The sequence below is a fragment of the Sphingopyxis sp. genome (assembly GCF_040216815.1).
Classification (GTDB): Bacteria; Pseudomonadota; Alphaproteobacteria; order Sphingomonadales; family Sphingomonadaceae; genus Sphingopyxis.
In genome coordinates this window covers 163,149-183,018 of the sequence record NZ_JAVJOJ010000003.1, presented here as the reverse complement: position 1 = coordinate 183,018, position 19,870 = coordinate 163,149, and the positions used below count along the sequence as shown (strand labels likewise).

Sequence of the window (19,870 nt, the reverse complement as noted above, 5' to 3'; positions counted from 1 at the left end):
GTTATTTCCCCTCCTTGAGCGGACGCCGCAATTCAACGTCTCCCGCATGGATCAGCATGACTTGGCCGTCCGCGAGGCGCAAGCGCAGTGCGCCGTCGGGCGCGAGCCCGTCGAACGTCCCGTCGATGTCCTGCTCGGACACGCGGAGCGGCGTTCCGACCGGATGGCCAAGCGGCAGCCAGGCGCGCACGATGCTCTCGACACCTTCCTGCCGCCAGGTCCAGAGCGCATCGACCAGCGCGACGGCCAGCGCGTCGGCGAAGCGGTCGCGGTCGATCGCAACGCCGCTTTCGGCGAAGCAGAAGGTCTTGCGGTCGGGCAGTTGAGGCGCCGACGCCAGATTGACCCCGATACCGATCACGACGCTGTCGCCGCTACGCTCGAGGAGGATGCCCGAGCATTTCGCGCCGCCCACAAGCAGATCGTTCGGCCATTTGAGTTCGAGCGCAACCGAGGGTGCGAAGATCTTCACCACCTTCGCCAGCGCGACCGCGACGACGAGCGCGAGTGTCGCGGGCGACGGGTCGCTGCCGCGCAGTTGCACCACGGTCGAACCCATGAAATTGCCCTGCCCGTCACCCCAGGCACGCCCGAGGCGCCCGCGACCTGCGGTCTGCCGGTCGGCGACGAGCCAATGGCCCTCGCCGACATGCTCGCCGCCCGCCAGCCGCGCCAGCAGGTCGGCGTTGGTCGAACCTGTCTGCGCGATACGCTCGATCGGCGGGATCAGAAGAGCACCGACGCGGCGCGCGCCGACGCCACTGCGAGGATCGGGATGAACAGATAGCCGATCGCCGAGAGCCAGAGCGCGCTCGCCGCGACGATCGTGCCTTCGACGACATTGCCGCCGCCGGTGACGTCGACGTCGGACTGATCGTCGAAATACATCGTCTTGATGATCGCGATATAATAGAAGGCGCCAATCACCGACGCGACGATCCCGGCAACCGCCAGCGGCACGAGGTTCGCGTTCACCGCGGCCTCGAACACCAGATACTTCGGCCAAAATCCGAAGAGCGGCGGAATGCCGGCAAGGCTGAACAGGAAGACCGACAGTGCCGCGGCAAGCCCCGGTCGCCGCTGCGACAAGCCGGCGAGCGCGGGAATGCTTTCGACCTGGTCGCCGTCGGCGTCGCGCAGCTGGAGCACGACGAGGAAGGCACCGAGCGTCGTCACGACATAGACGAGCAAATAGGTCAGAACCGCTTCCACACCTTGCTGCGTTCCGGCGGCAAGACCGATGAGCATGAAGCCGACGTTGTTGATCGACGAATAGGCGAGCAGGCGCTTGATATTCTTCTGCCCGATCGCGCCCACCGCACCGAGGATAATCGACGCGAGCGCGAGGAAGATGATGATCTGCTGCCACGCACCGATCGCGGGGCCCATTGCATCGACAATTACGCGCGTCATCAGCGCCATCGCCGCCACTTTGGGGGCGCTGGCGAAAAAGGTCGTCACCGGCGTCGGCGCGCCTTCATAGACATCGGGGGTCCACATATGGAACGGCACCGCGCTGATCTTGAAACCGAGGCCCGCGAGTACGAACACGATGCCGAAAATGAGGCCGATACCCGGCTCGCCGCCCATTGCCTGTGCAATGCCAGCAAAATCGGTGGTGCCCGAGAAGCCGTAAAGCAGCGAAATACCGTAGAGCAGCATCCCCGATGCCAGTGCGCCAAGGACGAAATATTTAAGCCCCGCTTCGCTCGACCGCTCGTCGGTGCGCATGAAGCTCGCGAGCACATAAGCGGCAAGGCTGTTGAGCTCGAGCCCGACATAGAGCGTCATCAGGTCGCGCGACGCGGCCATGATGCCCATGCCGAGCGCGGCGAAAAGGATGAGCGTCGGATATTCGGCGCGCATTCCGCCCGTGAAGAATCGCGGTGCGATCAGGATGCAGACGAAGCTCGCGGCATAGATCAGCAGCTTGGCAAAGCCGCCGAAACTATCGACCGAGAGCGTGCCCGAAAAAACGGTCGCCTCGACCCCGAACAGCGCGACGACAGCAGCGGTCGCAGCGCCGAGCGTCAGCAACGCGCTCAGCTGATAGAGCCCGACCTGGCGGTCGCCCATGAAGGTGCCGAGCATCAGCGTGATGAGCCCGCCGATTGTCAAAATCAGTTCGGGCCAGATGAGGGCGAGGTCGGCGGTCATTTCGCGCCTCCCGCATGGGCGGAGCCGTGCGCCGCATCGCCCTGATCCTCGGCCGCCTTCGGCGTGCCGGCGGCAAGCTGGGCGTCGCCCGCGGGCTTCGCGGGGGCAAGGCGCGCAACAACGGTGGTGACGTCGCCGCGCATCGGCGCGAGGAAGCTTTCGGGATAGACGCCCATCCACAGCGCCACGGCGGCGAGCGGGGCCATGATCGCCCATTCGCGCGGATTGAGGTCGGGCATCGCCTTCACATCGTCCTTGGTCAGTTCGCCGAACACGACGCGGCGATAGAGGTAGAGCATGTACGCGGCGCCGAGGATGATGCCGGTGGTGCACACGAAGGCAACGACGCTCGACGCTTCATAGATGCCGAGCAGGCTCAGAAATTCGCCCACGAAACCGCTGGTCCCCGGCAGGCCGATCGACGCCATGGTGAACAGCATGAAGAAAAGCGCATAGGCCGGCATGTTCACCGCGAGCCCGCCATAACGGTCGATCTCGCGCGTGTGGAGCCGGTCGTAGATCACACCGACACAGAAGAAGAGCGCGGCCGAAACGACACCATGGCTGAGCATGATGATCAGCGCGCCTTCGATCCCCTGCTGGTTGAAAGCAAAGAGCCCCGCGGTGACGATCGCCATATGCGCGACCGACGAATAGGCGATCAGCTTCTTCATGTCGTTCTGAACCAGCGCGATGAGGCTGGTATAGACCACCGCGATCATCGACAGGATGAAGACCAGCCACATCAGCTCGGCCGATGCGTCGGGGAACATCGGCATCATGAAGCGGAGGAAGCCATAGGCGCCAAGTTTCAGGAGCACGCCCGCCAGGATCATCGACCCCGCGGTTGGCGCCTGCACATGCGCGTCGGGAAGCCAGGTGTGGACGGGCCACATCGGCATCTTGACCGCAAGGCTCGCAAAGAAGGCAAGCCACAGCCACGTTTGCATCCCCGCCGGGAAATCATAGTTGAGCAGCGTCGGAATGTCGGTCGTGCCCGCTTCCATGATCATCACGATCATCGCGACCAGCATCAGAACCGATCCCAGCAGCGTGTAGAGGAAGAATTTGAACGCCGCATATTTGCGGTTCGCGCCGCCCCAGATGCCGATGATGAAATACATCGGAATCAGGCCCGCCTCGAAGAAAATGTAAAAAAGCAGCAGATCCTGCGCCATGAAGACGCCGATCATCACGACTTCCATGATGAGGAACATCGCCATGTACAGCCCAACGCGCTTGGTGATCGCGTCCCAGCTCGCAAGGATGCAGAGCGGCATCAGGAAAACGCTGAGCATGATCAGCATCAGCGCCATGCCGTCGATGCCGAGCGCCCACTGAAAACGCCCGAACAGGTCGGCGCGTTCGGTGAACTGCCACTGCGCACCGCCGATGTCGAAATTCGCCCACAGCACGACGCCCAGCGCAAAGTCGATCAAGGTTGCTGCAAGCGCGATCATCCGCGCGTTGCGGTCGCCCGCATAGAGGCAGAGGATGGCGGCGACCAGCGGGACCGCCAGCATCAGCGAAAGAATGGGAAAGCCGCTCACAGGAAATTCACCATGGCCCAGCTGGCGAGTCCGACAAGACCGAGCAGCATCACAAACGCATATCCATAAACATAACCCGATTGCAGCCGGACCGCGAGACGGGTCCCCCCTTGGACGAGCGCCGCGGCGCCATCGGGACCAAAGCGGTCGATGGTGCCTTCGTCACCCTTCTTCCAGAAGAAGCGGCCAATCCAGAAGGCAGGCTTCACGAAGAGGACGTTATAGAGCTCGTCGAAATACCATTTGTTGTACAGGAACTGGTGCAGCAGCTTGAACTGCGCCACGAACTTTGCCGGAAGCGCGGTATTGCGGATGTAGCTGTTCCACGCGAGGAACAGGCCGATCGCCATCACCGTGAACGGCGTCCACTTCACCCAGGTCGGCACCTCGTGGGCGGCGTGCATCAGATGCTCGTCGAACGCGATGCTGCCCGCCCAGAAGGCCATGCCTTCTTCGGGATAGATGAACGGGTGCGCGAAAACAAAACCCGCGAACACAGCACCGATCGACAGGACGCCGAGCGGGATCAGCATGTTGAGCGGACTTTCGTGCGGGTGATAGCCTGCGGTGCCGTCGCCGTGCGCGTCGTGGGGGTGGGGCGCATGGGCATGATCGTCGGCCGAATGTTCTTCGGAGGGATCTTCATGCTCGCCATGAACCGCGTGCTGGATATGCTCGCTCTCTTCCCAGCGCGGCCTGCCGTAGAAGGTCAGGAAGACAAGGCGCCACGAATAGAAGCTCGTCAGCAGCGCAGCGAAGATGCCGACCCAGAAAGCGACCTGGCCGCCGCCACCACCGGCAGCAAAGGCCGCCTCGAGGATACCGTCCTTCGAGTGGAAGCCGGCAAAGCCCGCGACGCCCGCGATCCCGACGCCGGTGATCGCCAGCGTGCCCGCCATCATCGCCCAGAAGGTCAGCGGGATATGCTTACGAAGGCCGCCGTAATAGCGCATGTCCTGTTCATGGTGCATCGCATGGATGACCGAGCCCGCACCGAGGAACAGCAGTGCCTTGAAGAAAGCATGCGTGAACAGGTGGAACATCGCCGCGCCATAGGCGCCGACGCCCGCGGCAAAGAACATATAGCCGAGCTGCGAGCAGGTCGAGTAAGCGATGACGCGCTTGATGTCCCACTGTGTCGTGCCGACGGTGGCGGCGAACAGACAGGTTGCGGCACCGACGAAGGTGACCACGCCGAGCGCGACTTCGCTCGTTTCGAACATCGGCGAGAGGCGGCACACCATGAAGACGCCCGCGGTTACCATCGTCGCCGCGTGGATCAGCGCCGACACCGGGGTCGGGCCTTCCATCGCATCGGGCAGCCAAGTGTGAAGGCCAAGCTGCGCCGACTTGCCCATCGCGCCGATGAACAGCAGCAGGCAGAGGATCGTCATCGTGTCGAGGCGCATCCCCATGAAGGTGATGGTGCTGCCCGCCATGCCCGGCGCAGCGGCCAGAATTTCGGGGATCGAAACCGTACCGAACACCAGGAAGGTACCAAAAATACCGAGCATGAAGCCGAGGTCGCCGACGCGGTTGACGACGAACGCCTTGATCGCCGCAGCATTCGCGCTCGGCTTCTTGTACCAGAAACCGATGAGCAGATAGGAGGCGAGACCGACGCCTTCCCAGCCGAAGAACATCTGAACCAGATTGTTCGCGGTGACGAGCATCAGCATCGCGAAGGTGAAGAGCGAAAGATAGGCAAAGAAGCGCGGCTGGTCGGGGTCTTCCTCCATATAGCCCCAGCTATAGAGGTGGACGAGCGCCGACACCGTCGTGATCACGACGAGCATCACCGCAGTCAGCGTGTCGACGCGCAGCTCCCAGTTGAACTGGAGCGCGCCCGAGCTCACCCAGTGCAGCACGGTGACGACCTCGGCCTCGCCGGTGCCCATCACGAACGAGAGGAAGATTGGCCAGCTCAGCGCACAGCTGGTGAAGAGCGCGCCCGTCGTCACGATTTTCGACGCGGTGGTACCGATGGCGCGCTGGCCAAGGCCTGCGACAAGCGCCGCCAAGAGCGGCAGGAATACGATCGCCTGGATCACCGGCTTACCCCTTCATCCGGTTGGCATCGTCGACGGCAATGGTGCCGCGGCCGCGGAAATAGATAACGAGAATGGCGAGACCGATCGCGGCTTCGCCCGCCGCGACGGTCAACACGAACATCGAAAATACCTGGCCGACCATGTCGCCCAGCGCCGCGCTGAACGCGACGAGGTTGATGTTCACCGCCAGCAGAATGAGCTCAATTGCCATCAGGATGACGATGATATTCTTGCGGTTGATGAAGATGCCGAGCACGCCCAGCGTGAACAGCACCGCCGAAACGGCAAGATAATGCCCGACCGAAATCACAGCTCAACCCCCTGCCCGGTGCCCGGATCGACCAGGCGCGTCGCATCCTGTGGACGGCGGCGCACCTGCTGCGCGATATTCTGCGCGCGGACGCCGCCGCGCGTACGATGCGTCAGCACGATCGCGCCGATCATCGCGACGAGCAGGACGATACCCGCCGCCTCGAACAGGAAGATGTAGCGCGTGTACAGAAGCTCGCCGACCTGCTGGATATTGCTCTTGTCGCTGACGACCGGCGCGGCACGTGCTGCAAGATCGACCCCGCCCGCGCTCCACGCGCCGACCGCGAAGACCAACTCGGCCGCCAGGATGATCGCCACAAGCGCGCCGAGCGGCAAATAGCGCACGAAACCGGCGCGGAGCTCGGCGAAATCGATATTCAGCATCATCACGACGAACAGGAACAGCACCGCGACCGCACCGACATAGACGATGACGAGCAGCATCGCGATAAACTCGGCGCCCGCGAGCAGCATCAGCCCCGCCGCATTGAAAAAGGCAAGGATCAGCCACATGACGCTGTGGACCGGATTGCGCGCAAAAATCACCATTGCGCCCGACGCGATGACGACGCTGGCGAAAAGGTAAAAGGCGATAAGCTGAATCATGTGCGCGCGCCCTTACCGATAGGGCGCGTCGGCGGCAAGATTCGCCGCAATCGCGCGTTCCCATTTGTCGCCGTTGGCGAGCAGCTTGGCCTTGTCATAGAGCAGTTCCTCGCGCGTTTCGGTCGCGAATTCGAAGTTCGGCCCCTCGACGATCGCATCGACCGGGCACGCTTCCTGACAGAAGCCGCAATAGATGCACTTGGTCATGTCGATGTCATAGCGCGTCGTGCGGCGGCTACCGTCGTCGCGCGGCTCGGCCTCGATCGTGATCGCCTGCGCCGGGCACACCGCTTCGCACAGCTTGCACGCGATGCAGCGTTCCTCGCCGTTCGGATAACGGCGCAGCGCATGCTCGCCGCGGAACCGCGGCGACAGCGGGTTCTTCTCGAACGGATAGTTGATCGTCGCCTTCGGCTTGAAGAAATATTTGAGCGTGAGGGCGTGCGCCTTCACAAACTCCCACAAGGTGAAGCTTTTGACGAAGTGGGCGATGGTGCTCATGAATACCTCGTCAGCATCAGGTAGCCGGAGATCAGGAAGATCCAGAGAAGCGAAATCGGCAGGAAGACTTTCCAGCCCAGCCGCATGAGCTGGTCATAACGGTAGCGCGGGACGGTTGCCTTGACCCAGCTGAAGACGAAGAAGAAGAACAGGATCTTCGCGAACAGCCAGATGATGCCCGGAACGGCATAGAGCGGCGCCCAATCGACCGGGGGCAGCCAACCGCCCCAGAACAGCAGCGCGTTGAGCGTCGCCATCAACAGGACGTTCGCATATTCGCCAAGCCAGAAGAGCGCAAAGCTCATCGATGAATATTCGGTCTGATAGCCCGCGACGAGCTCGCTCTCGGCCTCGGTCAAATCGAACGGCGCGCGCGCGGTTTCGGCGAGCGCCGAGATCAGGAACATCACCGCGAGCGGGAAAAGCAGCAGGTTGAAGCCGAAGGCGTTGACGAAGCCGAGCCCGTGCCCCTGCTGCGCTTTCACGATCTCATTCATGTTGAAGCTGTCGGCGAACAGCACAACGCCGATCAGGATAAAGCCGATCGACACTTCGTAGGAGATCATCTGCGCCGAGGCGCGAAGCGCGGAGAAGAAAGGATATTTGGAGTTCGACGACCAGCCCGACAGGATCACGCCATAGACGCCGAGCGACGAGATGGCGAGGATGTAGAGCAGCCCGACGTTGATGTCGGCGAGCACCGCACCCGAATTGAACGGGATCACCGCCCAGGCGAGCAGCGCAACGGTGAAGGTGATGATCGGCGCGATCAGGAACAGGCCGCGGTTGGCCGAACTCGGAATGATCGTTTCCTGCAGGAACACTTTCAGACCATCGGCGAACGACTGGAGCAGGCCGAAGGGCCCAACGACGTTCGGGCCGCGGCGCAGCGCGATCGCCGCCCAGATCTTGCGGTCGGCATAGATGATCATCGCCACGGCGAGCATCAGCGGAAGCGCGATGAGCAAAATTCCGCAAATCGTCGCGAGCCCCCAGGCCCATTCGTACGACATGCCAAGCGATTGGAAAAATTCGGTCACAGCGACGACCCCCTGTCGTCACCCCGGGCTTGGTCCGGGGTCGATGGATGCCGGAGCAAGTCCGGCATGACGATGATTTTCAGAACACAGCTCATTTCCCCGCCCCGTCCTGATTGCGCCAGCCGTTATGCGGGCCGGGCTTTTCGGATTTGCCCCTGGGGTTGAAGCCGCGCCAGACTGCGTAGCCCATGCTGACGAACAGCACAGACGCGATGGCATGTACCGGGGTCATTCCGCGGCCTCCGCAAAATCGACGCCATGGATCAGCTCTTCCGAGCAGCGCTGCATCGTCGGCGACGCGCGGCAAATGGCGTTGGTTAGGTAGAAATCCTTGATCGGCGACGGGATCGCACGCGCCTCGGGCTTGGCGGGCAGCTTGGGCACCGTCCAGCCATAATCGGCGAGCCCCTCGACGCCGAGCGCCGGAACCGCGGCGACCATTGCCGCGCGGCATTCGTCGAAGCTGTCGAAGCCGAGGCTGACGCCGAGCGCGTCGGCAAGCGCGCGGAAAATGCTCCAGTCCTCGCGCGCATCGCCGGGGGCGAACACCGCCTTCTCGCTGCGCTGGACGCGGCCTTCGGTGTTGACCGTCGTGAAGTCCTTTTCGGTCCACGCCGCGGCGGGCAGGATGACGTCGGCGGCATGCGCGCCCTTGTCGCCATGATGGCCGACATAGACGTTGAACGTATCGGGCAACGCCGCGAAATCAACCTCGTCGGCGCCGAGGAAGAAGGCGAGCTTCGGCTTCGCCGCGATCACATCCTTGATCCCGCCGGCGAGGCCATAGCCGAGCATCAGCGACCCCATGCGCGCGGCCGAGAAATGGACGACGTTATAGCCGTTCCAGCCGTCCTTGACTGCATTCACCGTCTTGGCGAGCGCAAGGCCAGCGCCGTGGACGCCGGGCACCGACAGCGCGCCGCCGCCGAAGATCAGCATCGGCCGTTCGGCGCCCTTCAGCGCGTCGAGTACATGCTTCGGCAGCTTCGCCACCAGCGAGGCGTCGTCACCGAGCCATTCGGTCTTGTAGGTGAGGTCGGTTTCGGGGCCGATCGCAAAGACCTTTGCCCCCTTCTTCCACACCGCCTTGCGGACACGCGTGTTGATCAGCGGCGCTTCCCAGCGGAGGTTGGTGCCGACGAGCAGGATCACGTCGGCATTTTCGGCCTCGGCGATGGTGGTGTTGAAATTGACCGCCGACAGGCTGGTGACGTCGTAATCGAGCCCGGTCTGGCGTCCTTCGAGTAGGCTGCCGCCGAGTGCATTCACGAGCACCTTGGCCGCGAACATCGTCTCGCAATCGGCCATGTCGCCGGCGATCGCCGCGACCGACGATCCAGCGTTCACCGCCTTGATCGCATCGAACGCCTCGGCCCAGCTTGCCTCGACGAGCGCGCCGCCCTTGCGCACATAGGGACGGTCGAGACGGCGGCGGACCAGCCCGTCGACATGGTGGCGCGTCTTGTCGCTCGCCCATTCCTCGTTCACATCGTCGTTGACGCGCGGCAGCACGCGCAGCACCTGCCGCCCGCGGCTGTCGATGCGGACATTGGTGCCGACCGCATCCATCATGTCGATGCCCAGCGTCTTGGTGAGCTCCCACGGGCGCGCCTCGAACGCATAGGGTTTCGACGTCAACGCACCGACGGGGCAGAGGTCGACGACATTGCCGCTGAGTTCGCTCTGGATCGCATGTTCCAGATAGGACGTGATCTGCATATTCTCGCCGCGATAGATCGCGCCGATATCCTCGACGCCCGCGACCTCCTCGGCAAAGCGGACGCAGCGTGTGCACTGGATGCAGCGCGTCATCACCGTCTTGACGATCGGACCCATATATTTCTCGGTGACGGCGCGCTTGTTCTCGTCATAGCGCGTCGCGCCGCGGCCATAGGCGACCGACTGGTCCTGCAAATCGCACTCGCCGCCCTGATCGCAGATCGGACAGTCGAGCGGGTGGTTGATGAGCAGGAACTCCATCACCCCTTCGCGCGCCTTCTTGACCATCGGGCTGTCGGTGCGGATCACCTGCCCCTCGGCGGTCGGCAGCGCGCACGATGCCTGCGGCTTCGGCGGCCCAGGCGACACTTCGACGAGGCACATGCGGCAATTGCCGGCGATCGACAGGCGTTCGTGGTAGCAGAAACGCGGGATTTCCTTCCCCGCCATCTCGCACGCCTGCAGAACGGTCGCGCCCTGCGGAACGTCGAGTTCTACGCCATCTACGGTAACTTTAGGCATTGGTACTCGCCCCAAATTCGTCATGCTGAACTTGTTTCAGCATCCATGGCCCATCGCTATCCATAGCCGCTGCGCTTGCCGCACCGACCGGCCATGGACCCTGAAACGAGTTCAGGGTGACGAGGAAAGAGAGGTTTGGCTTCACTCCGCCGCCTCCAGCGCACCACCATTCTCGCGGATGCGGCGTTCGAGTTCGGGGCGGAAGTGTCGGATCAGGCCCTGGATCGGCCACGCCGCCGCATCGCCGAGCGCGCAGATGGTGTGACCTTCGACCTGCTTGGTCACGTCGAACAAAGTGTCGATCTCGCTGATGTCGGCGTCGCCGGTGCGCAGGCGCTCCATCACGCGCCACATCCAGCCGGTGCCTTCGCGGCACGGCGTGCACTGGCCGCAGCTTTCATGCTTGTAGAAATAGCTGATGCGGCTGATCGCCTGAACGACGTCGGTGGATTTATCCATCACGATCGCGGCGGCGGTGCCAAGCCCCGATCCTACCGCTTTCAGCCCGTCGAAGTCCATCGGGCAGTCCATGATCTCGGCCGCGGGGACGAGCGGGACCGACGAACCGCCGGGGATCACCGCGAGCAGATTGTCCCAGCCGCCGCGAATGCCGCCGCAATGCTTGTCGATCAACTCGCGGAAGGGGATGCTCATTTCCTCTTCGACGACGCAGGGTTTGTTCACATGGCCCGAAATCTGGAAGAGTTTGGTGCCCTTGTTATTCTCGCGCCCGAAGGACGAAAACCACGACGCGCCGCGCCGCAGGATCGTGGGGACGACCGCGATGCTTTCGACATTGTTCACCGTCGTCGGACAGCCATAGAGGCCCGCACCCGCCGGGAACGGCGGTTTCAGGCGCGGCTGGCCCTTCTTGCCCTCGAGGCTTTCGATCATGGCGGTTTCTTCGCCGCAAAAGTACGCGCAGGCGCCGCGGTGGACGAAGACGTCAAAATCATAGCCCGACTTCGCCGCATTCTTGCCGAGCAACCCGGCGTCATACGCCTCCTGCACCGCCGCAAACAGCGTTTCGGCCTCGCGGATGAATTCGCCGCGGATATAGATGTACGCGGCGCGCGCGCGCATCGCATAGCCAGCGATCAACGCGCCTTCGATCAGCTTGTGCGGATCGTGACGGATGATTTCGCGGTCCTTGCACGAGCCGGGTTCGGATTCGTCGGCGTTGATGACGAGGAAGCTCGGTCGGTCGGCGCGCGGCTCCTTTGGCATGAAGCTCCACTTGAGCCCGGTCGGAAAGCCCGCACCACCGCGGCCGCGCAGCCCCGACGCCTTGATTTCCTCGATGATCGCGTCCTGGCCGCGCTTCATCAAATCCTTGGTATTGTCCCAATCACCGCGCGCCTGCGCGGATTTCAGGTTCCACGGCTGAAAGCCATAGAGATTGGTAAAGATACGGTCTTTGTCTTGGAGGCTCATGCGGCCCCTCCCATATCGTCACCCCGGACTCGATCCGGGGTCCATTCGGCGCGCACGCCAACAGGCGAAGAAAAAATGGATGCTGAAACAAGTTCAGCATGACGAAGGAATGAAGCGTTGATCATGCTCCCCACTCCTTCCGATAGTCGTGATTGCCTTCGACCATCGCCACCAGCGTCGTCGGACCACCCTCGGGCTCGCTCGTATGCCGTCCGGCGATCTGCGTGCCCGCCTTCGGCGTCTTGCCCGCGGCAAGGTCGTCAAGAATGCGCGTCATGCTGTCGTAATCAAGATCTTCGTAATTATCGTCGTTGATCTGGACCATCGGCGCGTTGGTGCAGGTGCCCATGCACTCGACCTCGCTCAAGGTGAACAGGCCGTCGGGCGTGGTCTTGCCCTTGACCATGCCGCGATTCTTGCACGCGGCCATGACATCGTCCGACCCGCGCAGCAGGCACGGCGTCGTGCCGCAGACCTGCACATGATAGCGGCCGACGGGGACGAGATTGTACATCGTGTAGAAGGTCGCGACCTCATAGGCGCGGATGAAGGGCATATCGAGCGCGGCGGCGACATATTCGATCACCGGCACGGGCAGCCAGCCCTGCGTCTGCGTTTCGGCGCCGACCTGCCGCTGCGCAAGGTCGAGCAACGGCATCACCGCCGAACGCTGGCGCCCCGCGGGGTAGCGCGCGATGATCGCCTTCGCCTTTTCGGCATTTTCCGCCGTCCACGCAAAAGCGCCCCAGCGCGCGCGGGTTTCGGCTTCGTCAGGGATTTGGGGTGCGTCAGCCATGCGCCGTAATCTTTCCAGCGTAGAATGTTTTTTCGGCCAGCGCCAAACGCTGCCTCCGCTTACGCAGATAAAACCCCACAGCGGTCAGAAACAGGATCACTGCCAGGTTCTGAAGGCTTGCTTTCAGCGGCATCTGACCGAATGCGTAGAGTTGCCAGATCGCGGTGATACCCACGACAAAAGCGCCCAAGAACAGATAACGCTCCCAGAAAACCGAAGGCGCCTGCTTCGGGGCGCGGCCGAATTTCGCGTCCTGCGCGTGAACCTGATTCCAGAAACGGGGAAGATCGCTCACCGATCACACTCCCCGAACACGACGTCGATCGCGCCGATAATCGCGGTGGTGTCGGCGAGCATGTGGCCCTTGCACATGAAATCCATCGCCTGAAGGTGCGAAAACGCCGTCGGGCGGATCTTGCAGCGGTATGGCTTGTTGGTGCCGTCGCTGACCAGATAGACGCCGAATTCACCCTTGGGGCTTTCGGTCGCGACATAGACTTCACCCGCAGGGACGTGGAAACCCTCGGTGTAGAGCTTGAAGTGATGGATCAGCGATTCCATCGACTGCTTCATCTCGCCGCGCTTCGGCGGCACGACCTTGCGGTCGAGGCTGGCGATCGGGCCGCTTGGCATGTCGCGCAGGCATTGCTTGATGATCTTCGCCGACTGATAGACTTCCTGAACGCGCACGATGAAGCGGTCGTAGCAATCGCCCTTCGTCCCCACCGGAATTTCGAAATCCATCTTGGCATAGGCGTCATAGGGCTGCGACTTGCGCAGATCCCACGCGATGCCGCTGCCGCGGATCATCGGGCCGGAGAAACCCCAGGCCAGCGCGTCTTCCTTCGACACCGTCGCGATATCGACGTTGCGCTGCTTGAAGATGCGATTGTCCATCACCAGGCTCATCGCGTCGCCGAACAGCTTGGGCAGCCGCGTCTCGCACCATTCGCCAATATCGACGAGCAGCTTTTCGGGGACATCCTGGTGGACCCCGCCGGGGCGGAAATAGGCACTGTGCATCCGCGCGCCCGACGCGCGTTCGAAAAAGTTCAGGCAATCCTCGCGCAGCTCGAACACCCACAGGTTCGGGGTCATCGCGCCAACGTCCATGACGTGGCTGCCGATGTTGAGCATATGGTTGCAGATGCGCGTCAGCTCGGCGAACAGCACGCGCAGATACTGCGCGCGTTCGGGCACCTCCAGGTCGAGCAGCTTTTCGATCGCGAGCACGTAAGAATGCTCCATGCCCAGCGGCGAGCAATAATCGAGCCGATCGAAATAGGGCAAAGCCTGCAAATAGGTCTTGTACTCGATCAACTTTTCGGTGCCGCGGTGCAGCAGCCCGACGTGCGGATCGACGCGCTCGATGATCTCGCCGTCCAGCTCCATGATCATGCGCAGCACGCCGTGCGCCGCGGGGTGCTGCGGGCCGAAGTTGATCGTATAATTGGTGACGGCCTGATCGCCCGCGGTGTTCGCGGTGTCGACCGGATAACCCTCGAACATGTCGCTGCCGTGGTGCTTGACCTGAGGAGAATCGGTCATGCGTCACCTCCTGTTTTCGGCTTGCGCGGCGCGCGCGGCTTGGCGGGCGCTTTCGCCTTGGGCGCAGCCTTCTCGGCCTTCTTGGTCGCGGGCGTCTTGGCTTCACCGTCGGCTTTCGCCTTCGCCCCGTCCTTGCTCGGCTTGGCGGCAGCCTTGTTCGCCTTGTTGCCCGCGCCGGTGTCGGCGGGCTTCTCGGTCGTCTTGGGAGTCGGCGACGGCGCAGCCTTCGCCTTGTCGTCGGCGGCCTTGACCTCCTTCGACGTCATCGGCGTGGGCGCGCCCTTGCCCGGCGCCTCGCCCGTCCCGCCAGCCTTTTCGTCGCCCGGCAGCACATAATCGGCGCCTTCCCATGGGGACAGGAAGTCGAAATTGCGGAAATCCTGCGCCAGCCGCACGGGTTCGTACACCACCCGCTTGTCTTCTTCGCTGTACCTGAGTTCGGTATAACCGGTCAGCGGAAAATCCTTGCGCTGCGGATGCCCCTGGAAGCCATAGTCGGTCAGGATGCGGCGGAGGTCGGGGTTGCCCGCGAACAGCACGCCATACATGTCGAACACTTCGCGTTCGAGCCAGCCGGCAACCGGCCAGACGGGCACGATGCTCGGCACCGGTGTCGCCTCGTCGGTCGACACGCGCACGCGCAGGCGGTGATTCCTGGTGACGCTCAGCAGGTGATAGACGACCTCGAACCGCTCGGCGCGGTCGGGATAGTCGACCCCGGCGATTTCCATGAGCTGCTGGTAATCCAGATTGTCGCGCAGCGCGATCATCACGCCCGCGACGGACTCGCGGCGGACGGTGATGCTGTCTTCGTCCGCGTTGAACACATGCGCGAGCACATCGTCGCCGAGCAGCTTTTCGAGCGCGGCGGCAAGCCCCGCACGGGGCGCGATCAGGGGAGCGGGATGGGCCATCAGCGTTCGATCGTCCCGGTGCGGCGGATCTTCCGCTGCAACTGCATCACACCATAGAGCAGCGCCTCGGCGGTCGGCGGGCATCCGGGGACATAGATGTCGACGGGAACGATGCGGTCGCAGCCGCGCACAACCGAATAGCTATAATGATAATAGCCGCCGCCATTGGCGCAGCTGCCCATCGAAATCACATATTTGGGGTTCGACATCTGGTCGTACACGCGGCGGAGTGCGGGCGCCATCTTGTTGCAGAGGGTGCCTGCGACGATCATTACGTCCGACTGGCGCGGGGACGCGCGCGGCGCGGCGCCAAAACGCTCCATGTCGTAACGCGGCATGTTGACATGGATCATCTCCACCGCGCAGCACGCGAGGCCAAAAGTCATCCACCAGAGCGAGCCGGTGCGCGCCCAGTTGAACAGATCCTCGGTCGAGGTGACGAGGAAGCCCTTGTCGCCGACCTCGCTGCTCAAATCGTCGAAAAACGATTGGTCAGGGTTGGTCCCCGGCGCCACCGGCATCTGGCCGGGCATCAGGATGGTGCTGTTGCTCATTCCCAATCCAACGCCCCTTTCTTCCAGGCATAAATCAGGCCGATGGTCAGCTCGGCGAGGAAAATCATCATCGTGGCCCAGCCCGCCCAGCCGATTTCCTCGAGGCTCACCGCCCAGGGAAAGAGAAAGGCGGCTTCGAGGTCGAAAATGATGAAGAGGATGGCGACGAGATAGAAACGCACGTCAAACTGGCTGCGCGCGTCCTCGAACGCCGGAAAACCGCACTCATATTCGGTCAGCTTCGCCGGATCGGGCTTGTGCGCCCCCGTCAGCCGCGCGACGCCCATCGGCAGGAAGACGAACGCCGCCGACAACCCGACCGCAATGACCAGGAATATCAGGATCGGCAGATACTGAGTCAGATCGACCATGGGAGCTCGCAGTTCCGTTGTGCAGTTTTTGGGGTGACGTGCACCCGGTTTCGGGGCGCTTTAGGCCAGCGCGCCGCGCGTCGCAAGCGCTGTGGGCAGGATTTTCGTTTCGCGAGTGACCAAATGCATATTGCGCGCTGGCGAGTGGGTCTATCGCTGTGATAGGCCACCGGAAATGGGTCGTTCTACCGGGCATTCCGGCCCCGATCTGATAAAGGAAGCTTCCATGGGACCAATTACCGTTCGCGCAGCCCTCGCACTTGCCGCCGTCGCGCTCGTTCCGGCGACTCCGGCACAGGCCGAGCTCGTCAACGCGACAAATCCGGCAACGATCAAGGCAATCGTCGAATCACAGGGCTGGCCTGCGACGATCATCGCGAAGGAGGGTGACGATCCCTATATCGAAAGCAATCGCGACGGCCTCAAATTCCTCGTCCTCTTCATGAACTGCGACGAAGGCAAAAGCTGCAAGACGCTGCAATATTATATGGGCTTCAGCGATGCGAAGGACGTCACGCTGGAACGGCTCAATCAATGGAACAAGGAAAAGCGATTCGCCCGCGCCTATCGTGACGACGCGGGCGATCCGGTGCTCGAGATGGACGTCGACCTCGATTTCGAGGGCATTCCGCGCGCGAACGTCGGCGAAACCTTCAACACCTGGGCGTCGCTGATGGACAGTTTTCGCGAGTTTGTTTTCGAGAAATGATTATCCGTCATCCCGGCGAAGGCCGGGATCTCGCCGGTGCCCAATAGCGCGACGTTGAGATCCCGGCCTTCGCCGGGATGACGGCTGAAATTAGGCGTTGCGCAGCGCGCCTGCGACCAGCTTTTGCAGCTTGGAATGTACCGCGGCGCTCCCGGCGATAAATTCGCTGCGCTCGACGGCGCGGTCGCCGCCGCGAAAATCGGTGACGAAACCGCCCGCCTCGCGCACCAGGAGCATCCCCGCGGCGACGTCCCAGACCTGAAGGTCGCTTTCCCAGAAACCGTCGTAGCGCCCCGCGGCAACCCATGCGAGGTCCAGGCTGGCGGCGCCGAAGCGGCGGATGCCGGCGACTTCCGGCGCCACGGCACCGAAAATGCGGCTCCATTGCGCCATATTGCCGTGACCCATATAGGGGATTCCCGTCGAAATCAGGCATTCGTTCAGCTGGCGTCGTGACGCCACGCGCAGGCGGCGATCGTGCAGCCATGCACCGCGGCCACGCTCGGCCCAATAGCTTTCGTCCGTAACGGGCTGATAGATCAGCGCCGCCGTGACGTCGCCCCAGCCCCCGCCGAGTTTGGGTTCCTGTACCGCGATTGAAATCGCGAAATGCGGAATCGCATGAAGGAAGTTCGATGTACCGTCGAGCGGGTCGATAATGAACCGCGGCTTGCCCGGTTCGCCCTCGATTTCGCCCGCCTCTTCCATCAGGAAGCCCCAGCCCGGACGCGCATGAGTGAGTTCGTCGTACAGCGTGCGCTCGGCCGCCTGATCGGCTTTCGATACGAAATCCGCCGGCCCCTTTTGCGAAACCTGCAAATGCTCGATCTCGCCGAAATCGCGGCGCAGTTTCGTGCCGGCCTTGCGCGCGGCGCGTTCCATAACGGTGATGATGCCGGATACGGCCATTTTCGTTTCCTTCAACGCGTCGCCTCCGCGGAGGCGGGGGCCGCTGGCTGCGTTGCGCCAGATTGCTAGCGGCCCCCGCCTTCGCGGGGGCGACGTTACTTAATCTGCGCGCCGCACATATTCGCGGTCGTACACATGCACGACGATGCGGGTTCCGCTGGTGATATGGGGCGGCACCATGACGCGCACGCCATTGTCGAGGATCGCGGGCTTGTACGACGACGATGCCGTCTGCCCTTTGACGACCGCGTCGGCCTCGACGATCGTGGCTTCGATCGTTTCGGGGAGTTCGACCGAGATCGGGCGCTCTTCCCAAAGCTCAAGCACGACGTCCATTCCGTCCTGCAGAAATTCATGCGCTTCGCCGACGACCTCTTTGGAGATGTTGATCTGTTCGAAGCTGTCCTTGTCCATGAACACCAGATCGTCGCCCTCGGCGTAAAGGAACTGGAAATCCTTGGTGTCGAGGCGCACCTTCTCCACCGTGTCGGCGCTGCGGAACCGGTTGTTGAGCTTGCGCCCGTCGATCAGATTCTTGGCCTCGACCTGCATATAGGCGCCGCCCTTGCCCGGCTGGGTGTGCTGGATCTTCGTAACCTTCCAGATACCACCTTCATATTCGATAATATTGCCGGGACGGATTTCAACGCCGGTGATTTTCATCGCGCACACTCACTTGGACAAGGATGGAAAGAGCCGCCGGCATCGTGTATATGCCGGACACAGGAGCGCGCCTTTAGCCGCGCGCGCGCCGAAGGGCAAGCCGCCGTATCGGGCGGACAAACCCCGGCAGGTCCGCGCCAGGCGCCGACAGCAATGCGACGAACCGAAACCGATTTGACGGATCGGTCCAATATGCAGCCGTTCGCCGCTGGCATAGGAGCGGCCATGATGAACGCCGAACTATCCCGACCGGTTCCGCCGCCGCCTTCGCGCGGAAACGCAGCACCTTCGCCGCGCGGAGCCCCTTGCGCCGGCCTTTTCGGCTGGCGCAAGGATGCAGCGGCACAGCGCCCCGATCAGACCGAACCCCGAAAGCCCGGGCGCGACTATCCCGCAGGCTGATCCTCGAACATCGTGGCAAAGCCGCGCACCGCGGCGCCAGGCCCATCGCCATGCGCCCAGACACCGCCCGACACGGCGAGGAAATCGGCCCCCGCCTCGACAAGCGCTTTCGCATTGTCCAGCGTGATGCCGCCGATCGCGACGCAGGGCAGCTCGAAAAGTCCCTGCCACCAGGTCAGGATTTCCGGGTCGGCGCGATGCTCGACGGTCTTTGTCGTGGTCGGGAAAAAAGCGCCGAAGGCGACATAATCGGCCCCCGCATCGCCCGCTTCCATCGCAAGGTGGCGGCTGTTGTGGCACGTCACGCCGATCTGCGCATTCGCGCCGAGCAGGCGGCGCGCCTCTCTCGGATCGCCGTCGCCCTGCCCCAAATGGACGCCGTCGGCCTTCAACCGCTTGGCCAGCGCGACATCGTCGTTGACGATGAAGGCCACATCGTGCGCCGCACAGATCGCCTGCAAGGGCTCGGCAAGCCGCGCCGCCTCATGCTGGTCCAATCCCTTGACGCGAAACTGAAAAGCCGCCACCGGCCCGGCGGCCAGGGCCTCCTCCAGTCGCGCGGGGAAATGGCCGCCGACGTCGAGCGGCGAAATCAGGTAAAGCTGGCAACGGGATGCCGTCGATGCAGTGGTCATGGCGCGTTCATAGCGACGGTGCCAGAGGCGGGCAAATGCAGAACAGCGTTCGCTTCGTGACCCTCGCCCTTCCCGCCGCGATCGCGCTTTCGGCGTGCGCGACGACCGCGGGTGCGCCGCTGCCCGACGGCAGCAATGTCGCGCTCGGCCAGAAGGCCTATGTCGATGGCCCCATCGTCGAGCCGGTCGCGGTCATCGAAGACAGCCGCTGCCCGCAAAATGCGCGTTGCATATGGCCGGGCCGTGTGCGGGTGCAGATGCTGTGGCACCGCGGCAATGGCGACAAGCAGCCTTTCGAGGTGACATTGGGCGAGGAGACGCAACTTGCCGACGGCAAATTCATTCTCGAATCGGTTCGTCCAGAGAAGCGGATCGACCTGACCCTGAAACCTTCCGACTATCGCTTCTCATTCCGTTTCGCTGGGGGGTTATAGATCCCTCGTCATCCCGGCGCAGGCCGGGATCTCTACCTTGCGT

At 63.0% G+C, this 19,870-nt stretch carries 22 protein-coding genes; 2 read left to right on the top strand and 20 right to left on the bottom strand.

Annotated elements, in window-relative coordinates; genetic code table 11:
• Position 1: 1 nt before the first annotated feature.
• From RIA72_RS03550 to RIA72_RS03470, 17 genes are all read right to left on the bottom strand, one after another.
• Positions 2-709 (bottom strand): biotin--[acetyl-CoA-carboxylase] ligase, encoded by a 708-nt coding sequence (locus RIA72_RS03550; RefSeq protein ID WP_350031030.1) that lies wholly within the window; start codon positions 707-709, stop codon positions 2-4.
• Positions 710-726: 17 nt separating this feature from the next.
• On the bottom strand, positions 727-2,157 hold the full coding sequence (nuoN, locus tag RIA72_RS03545; RefSeq protein ID WP_350030988.1) for an NADH-quinone oxidoreductase subunit NuoN: 1,431 nt from the start codon (positions 2,155-2,157) through the stop codon (positions 727-729).
• Positions 2,154-3,707, bottom strand: a complete 1,554-nt coding sequence (locus RIA72_RS03540) for an NADH-quinone oxidoreductase subunit M (protein ID WP_350030987.1) — start codon at positions 3,705-3,707, stop codon at positions 2,154-2,156. Before RIA72_RS03540 ends, nuoN begins: the two co-directional genes overlap by 4 nt.
• Positions 3,704-5,758, bottom strand: a complete 2,055-nt coding sequence (nuoL, locus tag RIA72_RS03535) for an NADH-quinone oxidoreductase subunit L (RefSeq protein WP_350030986.1) — start codon at positions 5,756-5,758, stop codon at positions 3,704-3,706. Before nuoL ends, RIA72_RS03540 begins: the two co-directional genes overlap by 4 nt.
• A 4-nt stretch (positions 5,759-5,762) precedes the next feature.
• Complete coding sequence (gene nuoK / locus RIA72_RS03530; RefSeq protein ID WP_350030985.1) at positions 5,763-6,068, bottom strand: NADH-quinone oxidoreductase subunit NuoK; 306 nt, start codon at positions 6,066-6,068, stop codon at positions 5,763-5,765.
• The gene (locus tag RIA72_RS03525) at positions 6,065-6,676 is read right to left on the bottom strand and encodes an NADH-quinone oxidoreductase subunit J (RefSeq protein ID WP_350030984.1); all 612 of its coding nucleotides are present in this window, start codon (positions 6,674-6,676) and stop codon (positions 6,065-6,067) included. Before RIA72_RS03525 ends, nuoK begins: the two co-directional genes overlap by 4 nt.
• Positions 6,677-6,688: 12 nt before the next feature.
• Complete coding sequence (gene nuoI / locus RIA72_RS03520) at positions 6,689-7,177, bottom strand: NADH-quinone oxidoreductase subunit NuoI (protein ID WP_350030983.1); 489 nt, start codon at positions 7,175-7,177, stop codon at positions 6,689-6,691.
• Positions 7,174-8,217: an NADH-quinone oxidoreductase subunit NuoH gene (nuoH, locus tag RIA72_RS03515; protein WP_350030982.1), complete on the bottom strand. Its 1,044-nt coding sequence runs from the start codon at positions 8,215-8,217 to the stop codon at positions 7,174-7,176. Before nuoH ends, nuoI begins: the two co-directional genes overlap by 4 nt.
• A 91-nt stretch (positions 8,218-8,308) precedes the next feature.
• The gene (locus tag RIA72_RS03510; protein WP_350030981.1) at positions 8,309-8,449 is read right to left on the bottom strand and encodes a hypothetical protein; all 141 of its coding nucleotides are present in this window, start codon (positions 8,447-8,449) and stop codon (positions 8,309-8,311) included.
• Positions 8,446-10,458, bottom strand: coding sequence for an NADH-quinone oxidoreductase subunit NuoG (nuoG, locus tag RIA72_RS03505; protein WP_350030980.1), 2,013 nt, complete (start codon positions 10,456-10,458; stop codon positions 8,446-8,448). Before nuoG ends, RIA72_RS03510 begins: the two co-directional genes overlap by 4 nt.
• Positions 10,459-10,599: 141 nt before the next feature.
• Positions 10,600-11,892, bottom strand: a complete 1,293-nt coding sequence (gene nuoF / locus RIA72_RS03500) for an NADH-quinone oxidoreductase subunit NuoF (RefSeq protein WP_350030979.1) — start codon at positions 11,890-11,892, stop codon at positions 10,600-10,602.
• Between the two features lie 121 nt (positions 11,893-12,013).
• Complete coding sequence (locus RIA72_RS03495) at positions 12,014-12,688, bottom strand: complex I 24 kDa subunit family protein (RefSeq protein WP_350030978.1); 675 nt, start codon at positions 12,686-12,688, stop codon at positions 12,014-12,016.
• Complete coding sequence (locus RIA72_RS03490; protein WP_350030977.1) at positions 12,681-12,983, bottom strand: hypothetical protein; 303 nt, start codon at positions 12,981-12,983, stop codon at positions 12,681-12,683. Before RIA72_RS03490 ends, RIA72_RS03495 begins: the two co-directional genes overlap by 8 nt.
• Positions 12,980-14,197 (bottom strand): NADH-quinone oxidoreductase subunit D, encoded by a 1,218-nt coding sequence (locus RIA72_RS03485; protein ID WP_350031029.1) that lies wholly within the window; start codon positions 14,195-14,197, stop codon positions 12,980-12,982. The genes RIA72_RS03490 and RIA72_RS03485 overlap by 4 nt, the downstream gene beginning before the upstream one ends.
• Before the next feature lie 35 nt (positions 14,198-14,232).
• The gene (locus RIA72_RS03480; protein WP_350030976.1) at positions 14,233-15,150 is read right to left on the bottom strand and encodes an NADH-quinone oxidoreductase subunit C; all 918 of its coding nucleotides are present in this window, start codon (positions 15,148-15,150) and stop codon (positions 14,233-14,235) included.
• Positions 15,150-15,704: a NuoB/complex I 20 kDa subunit family protein gene (locus tag RIA72_RS03475; protein WP_350030975.1), complete on the bottom strand. Its 555-nt coding sequence runs from the start codon at positions 15,702-15,704 to the stop codon at positions 15,150-15,152. The genes RIA72_RS03480 and RIA72_RS03475 overlap by 1 nt, the downstream gene beginning before the upstream one ends.
• Complete coding sequence (locus RIA72_RS03470) at positions 15,701-16,075, bottom strand: NADH-quinone oxidoreductase subunit A (protein WP_350030974.1); 375 nt, start codon at positions 16,073-16,075, stop codon at positions 15,701-15,703. Before RIA72_RS03470 ends, RIA72_RS03475 begins: the two co-directional genes overlap by 4 nt.
• 226 nt (positions 16,076-16,301) lie before the next feature.
• Between RIA72_RS03470 and RIA72_RS03465 the strand changes: the two genes are divergently transcribed.
• The gene (locus RIA72_RS03465) at positions 16,302-16,784 is read left to right on the top strand and encodes a YbjN domain-containing protein (RefSeq protein ID WP_350030973.1); all 483 of its coding nucleotides are present in this window, start codon (positions 16,302-16,304) and stop codon (positions 16,782-16,784) included.
• 90 nt (positions 16,785-16,874) lie between these two features.
• Here the strand turns inward: RIA72_RS03465 and RIA72_RS03460 are convergent, their stop codons facing one another.
• From RIA72_RS03460 to thiE, 3 genes are all read right to left on the bottom strand, one after another.
• Entirely contained in the window at positions 16,875-17,693 is an 819-nt protein-coding gene (locus RIA72_RS03460; protein ID WP_350030972.1) for an inositol monophosphatase family protein, read from the bottom strand.
• 99 nt (positions 17,694-17,792) lie between these two features.
• Positions 17,793-18,356: an elongation factor P gene (gene efp / locus RIA72_RS03455; protein WP_058801378.1), complete on the bottom strand. Its 564-nt coding sequence runs from the start codon at positions 18,354-18,356 to the stop codon at positions 17,793-17,795.
• Between the two features lie 386 nt (positions 18,357-18,742).
• Positions 18,743-19,393, bottom strand: coding sequence for a thiamine phosphate synthase (gene thiE, locus RIA72_RS03450; protein WP_350030971.1), 651 nt, complete (start codon positions 19,391-19,393; stop codon positions 18,743-18,745).
• Positions 19,394-19,428: 35 nt separating this feature from the next.
• Here thiE and RIA72_RS03445 point away from each other — a divergent pair, with 35 nt between their 5' ends.
• A complete protein-coding gene (locus RIA72_RS03445) occupies positions 19,429-19,827 on the top strand; it encodes a hypothetical protein (RefSeq protein WP_350030970.1) in 399 nt (132 codons plus the stop codon).
• Positions 19,828-19,870 lie beyond the last annotated feature (43 nt).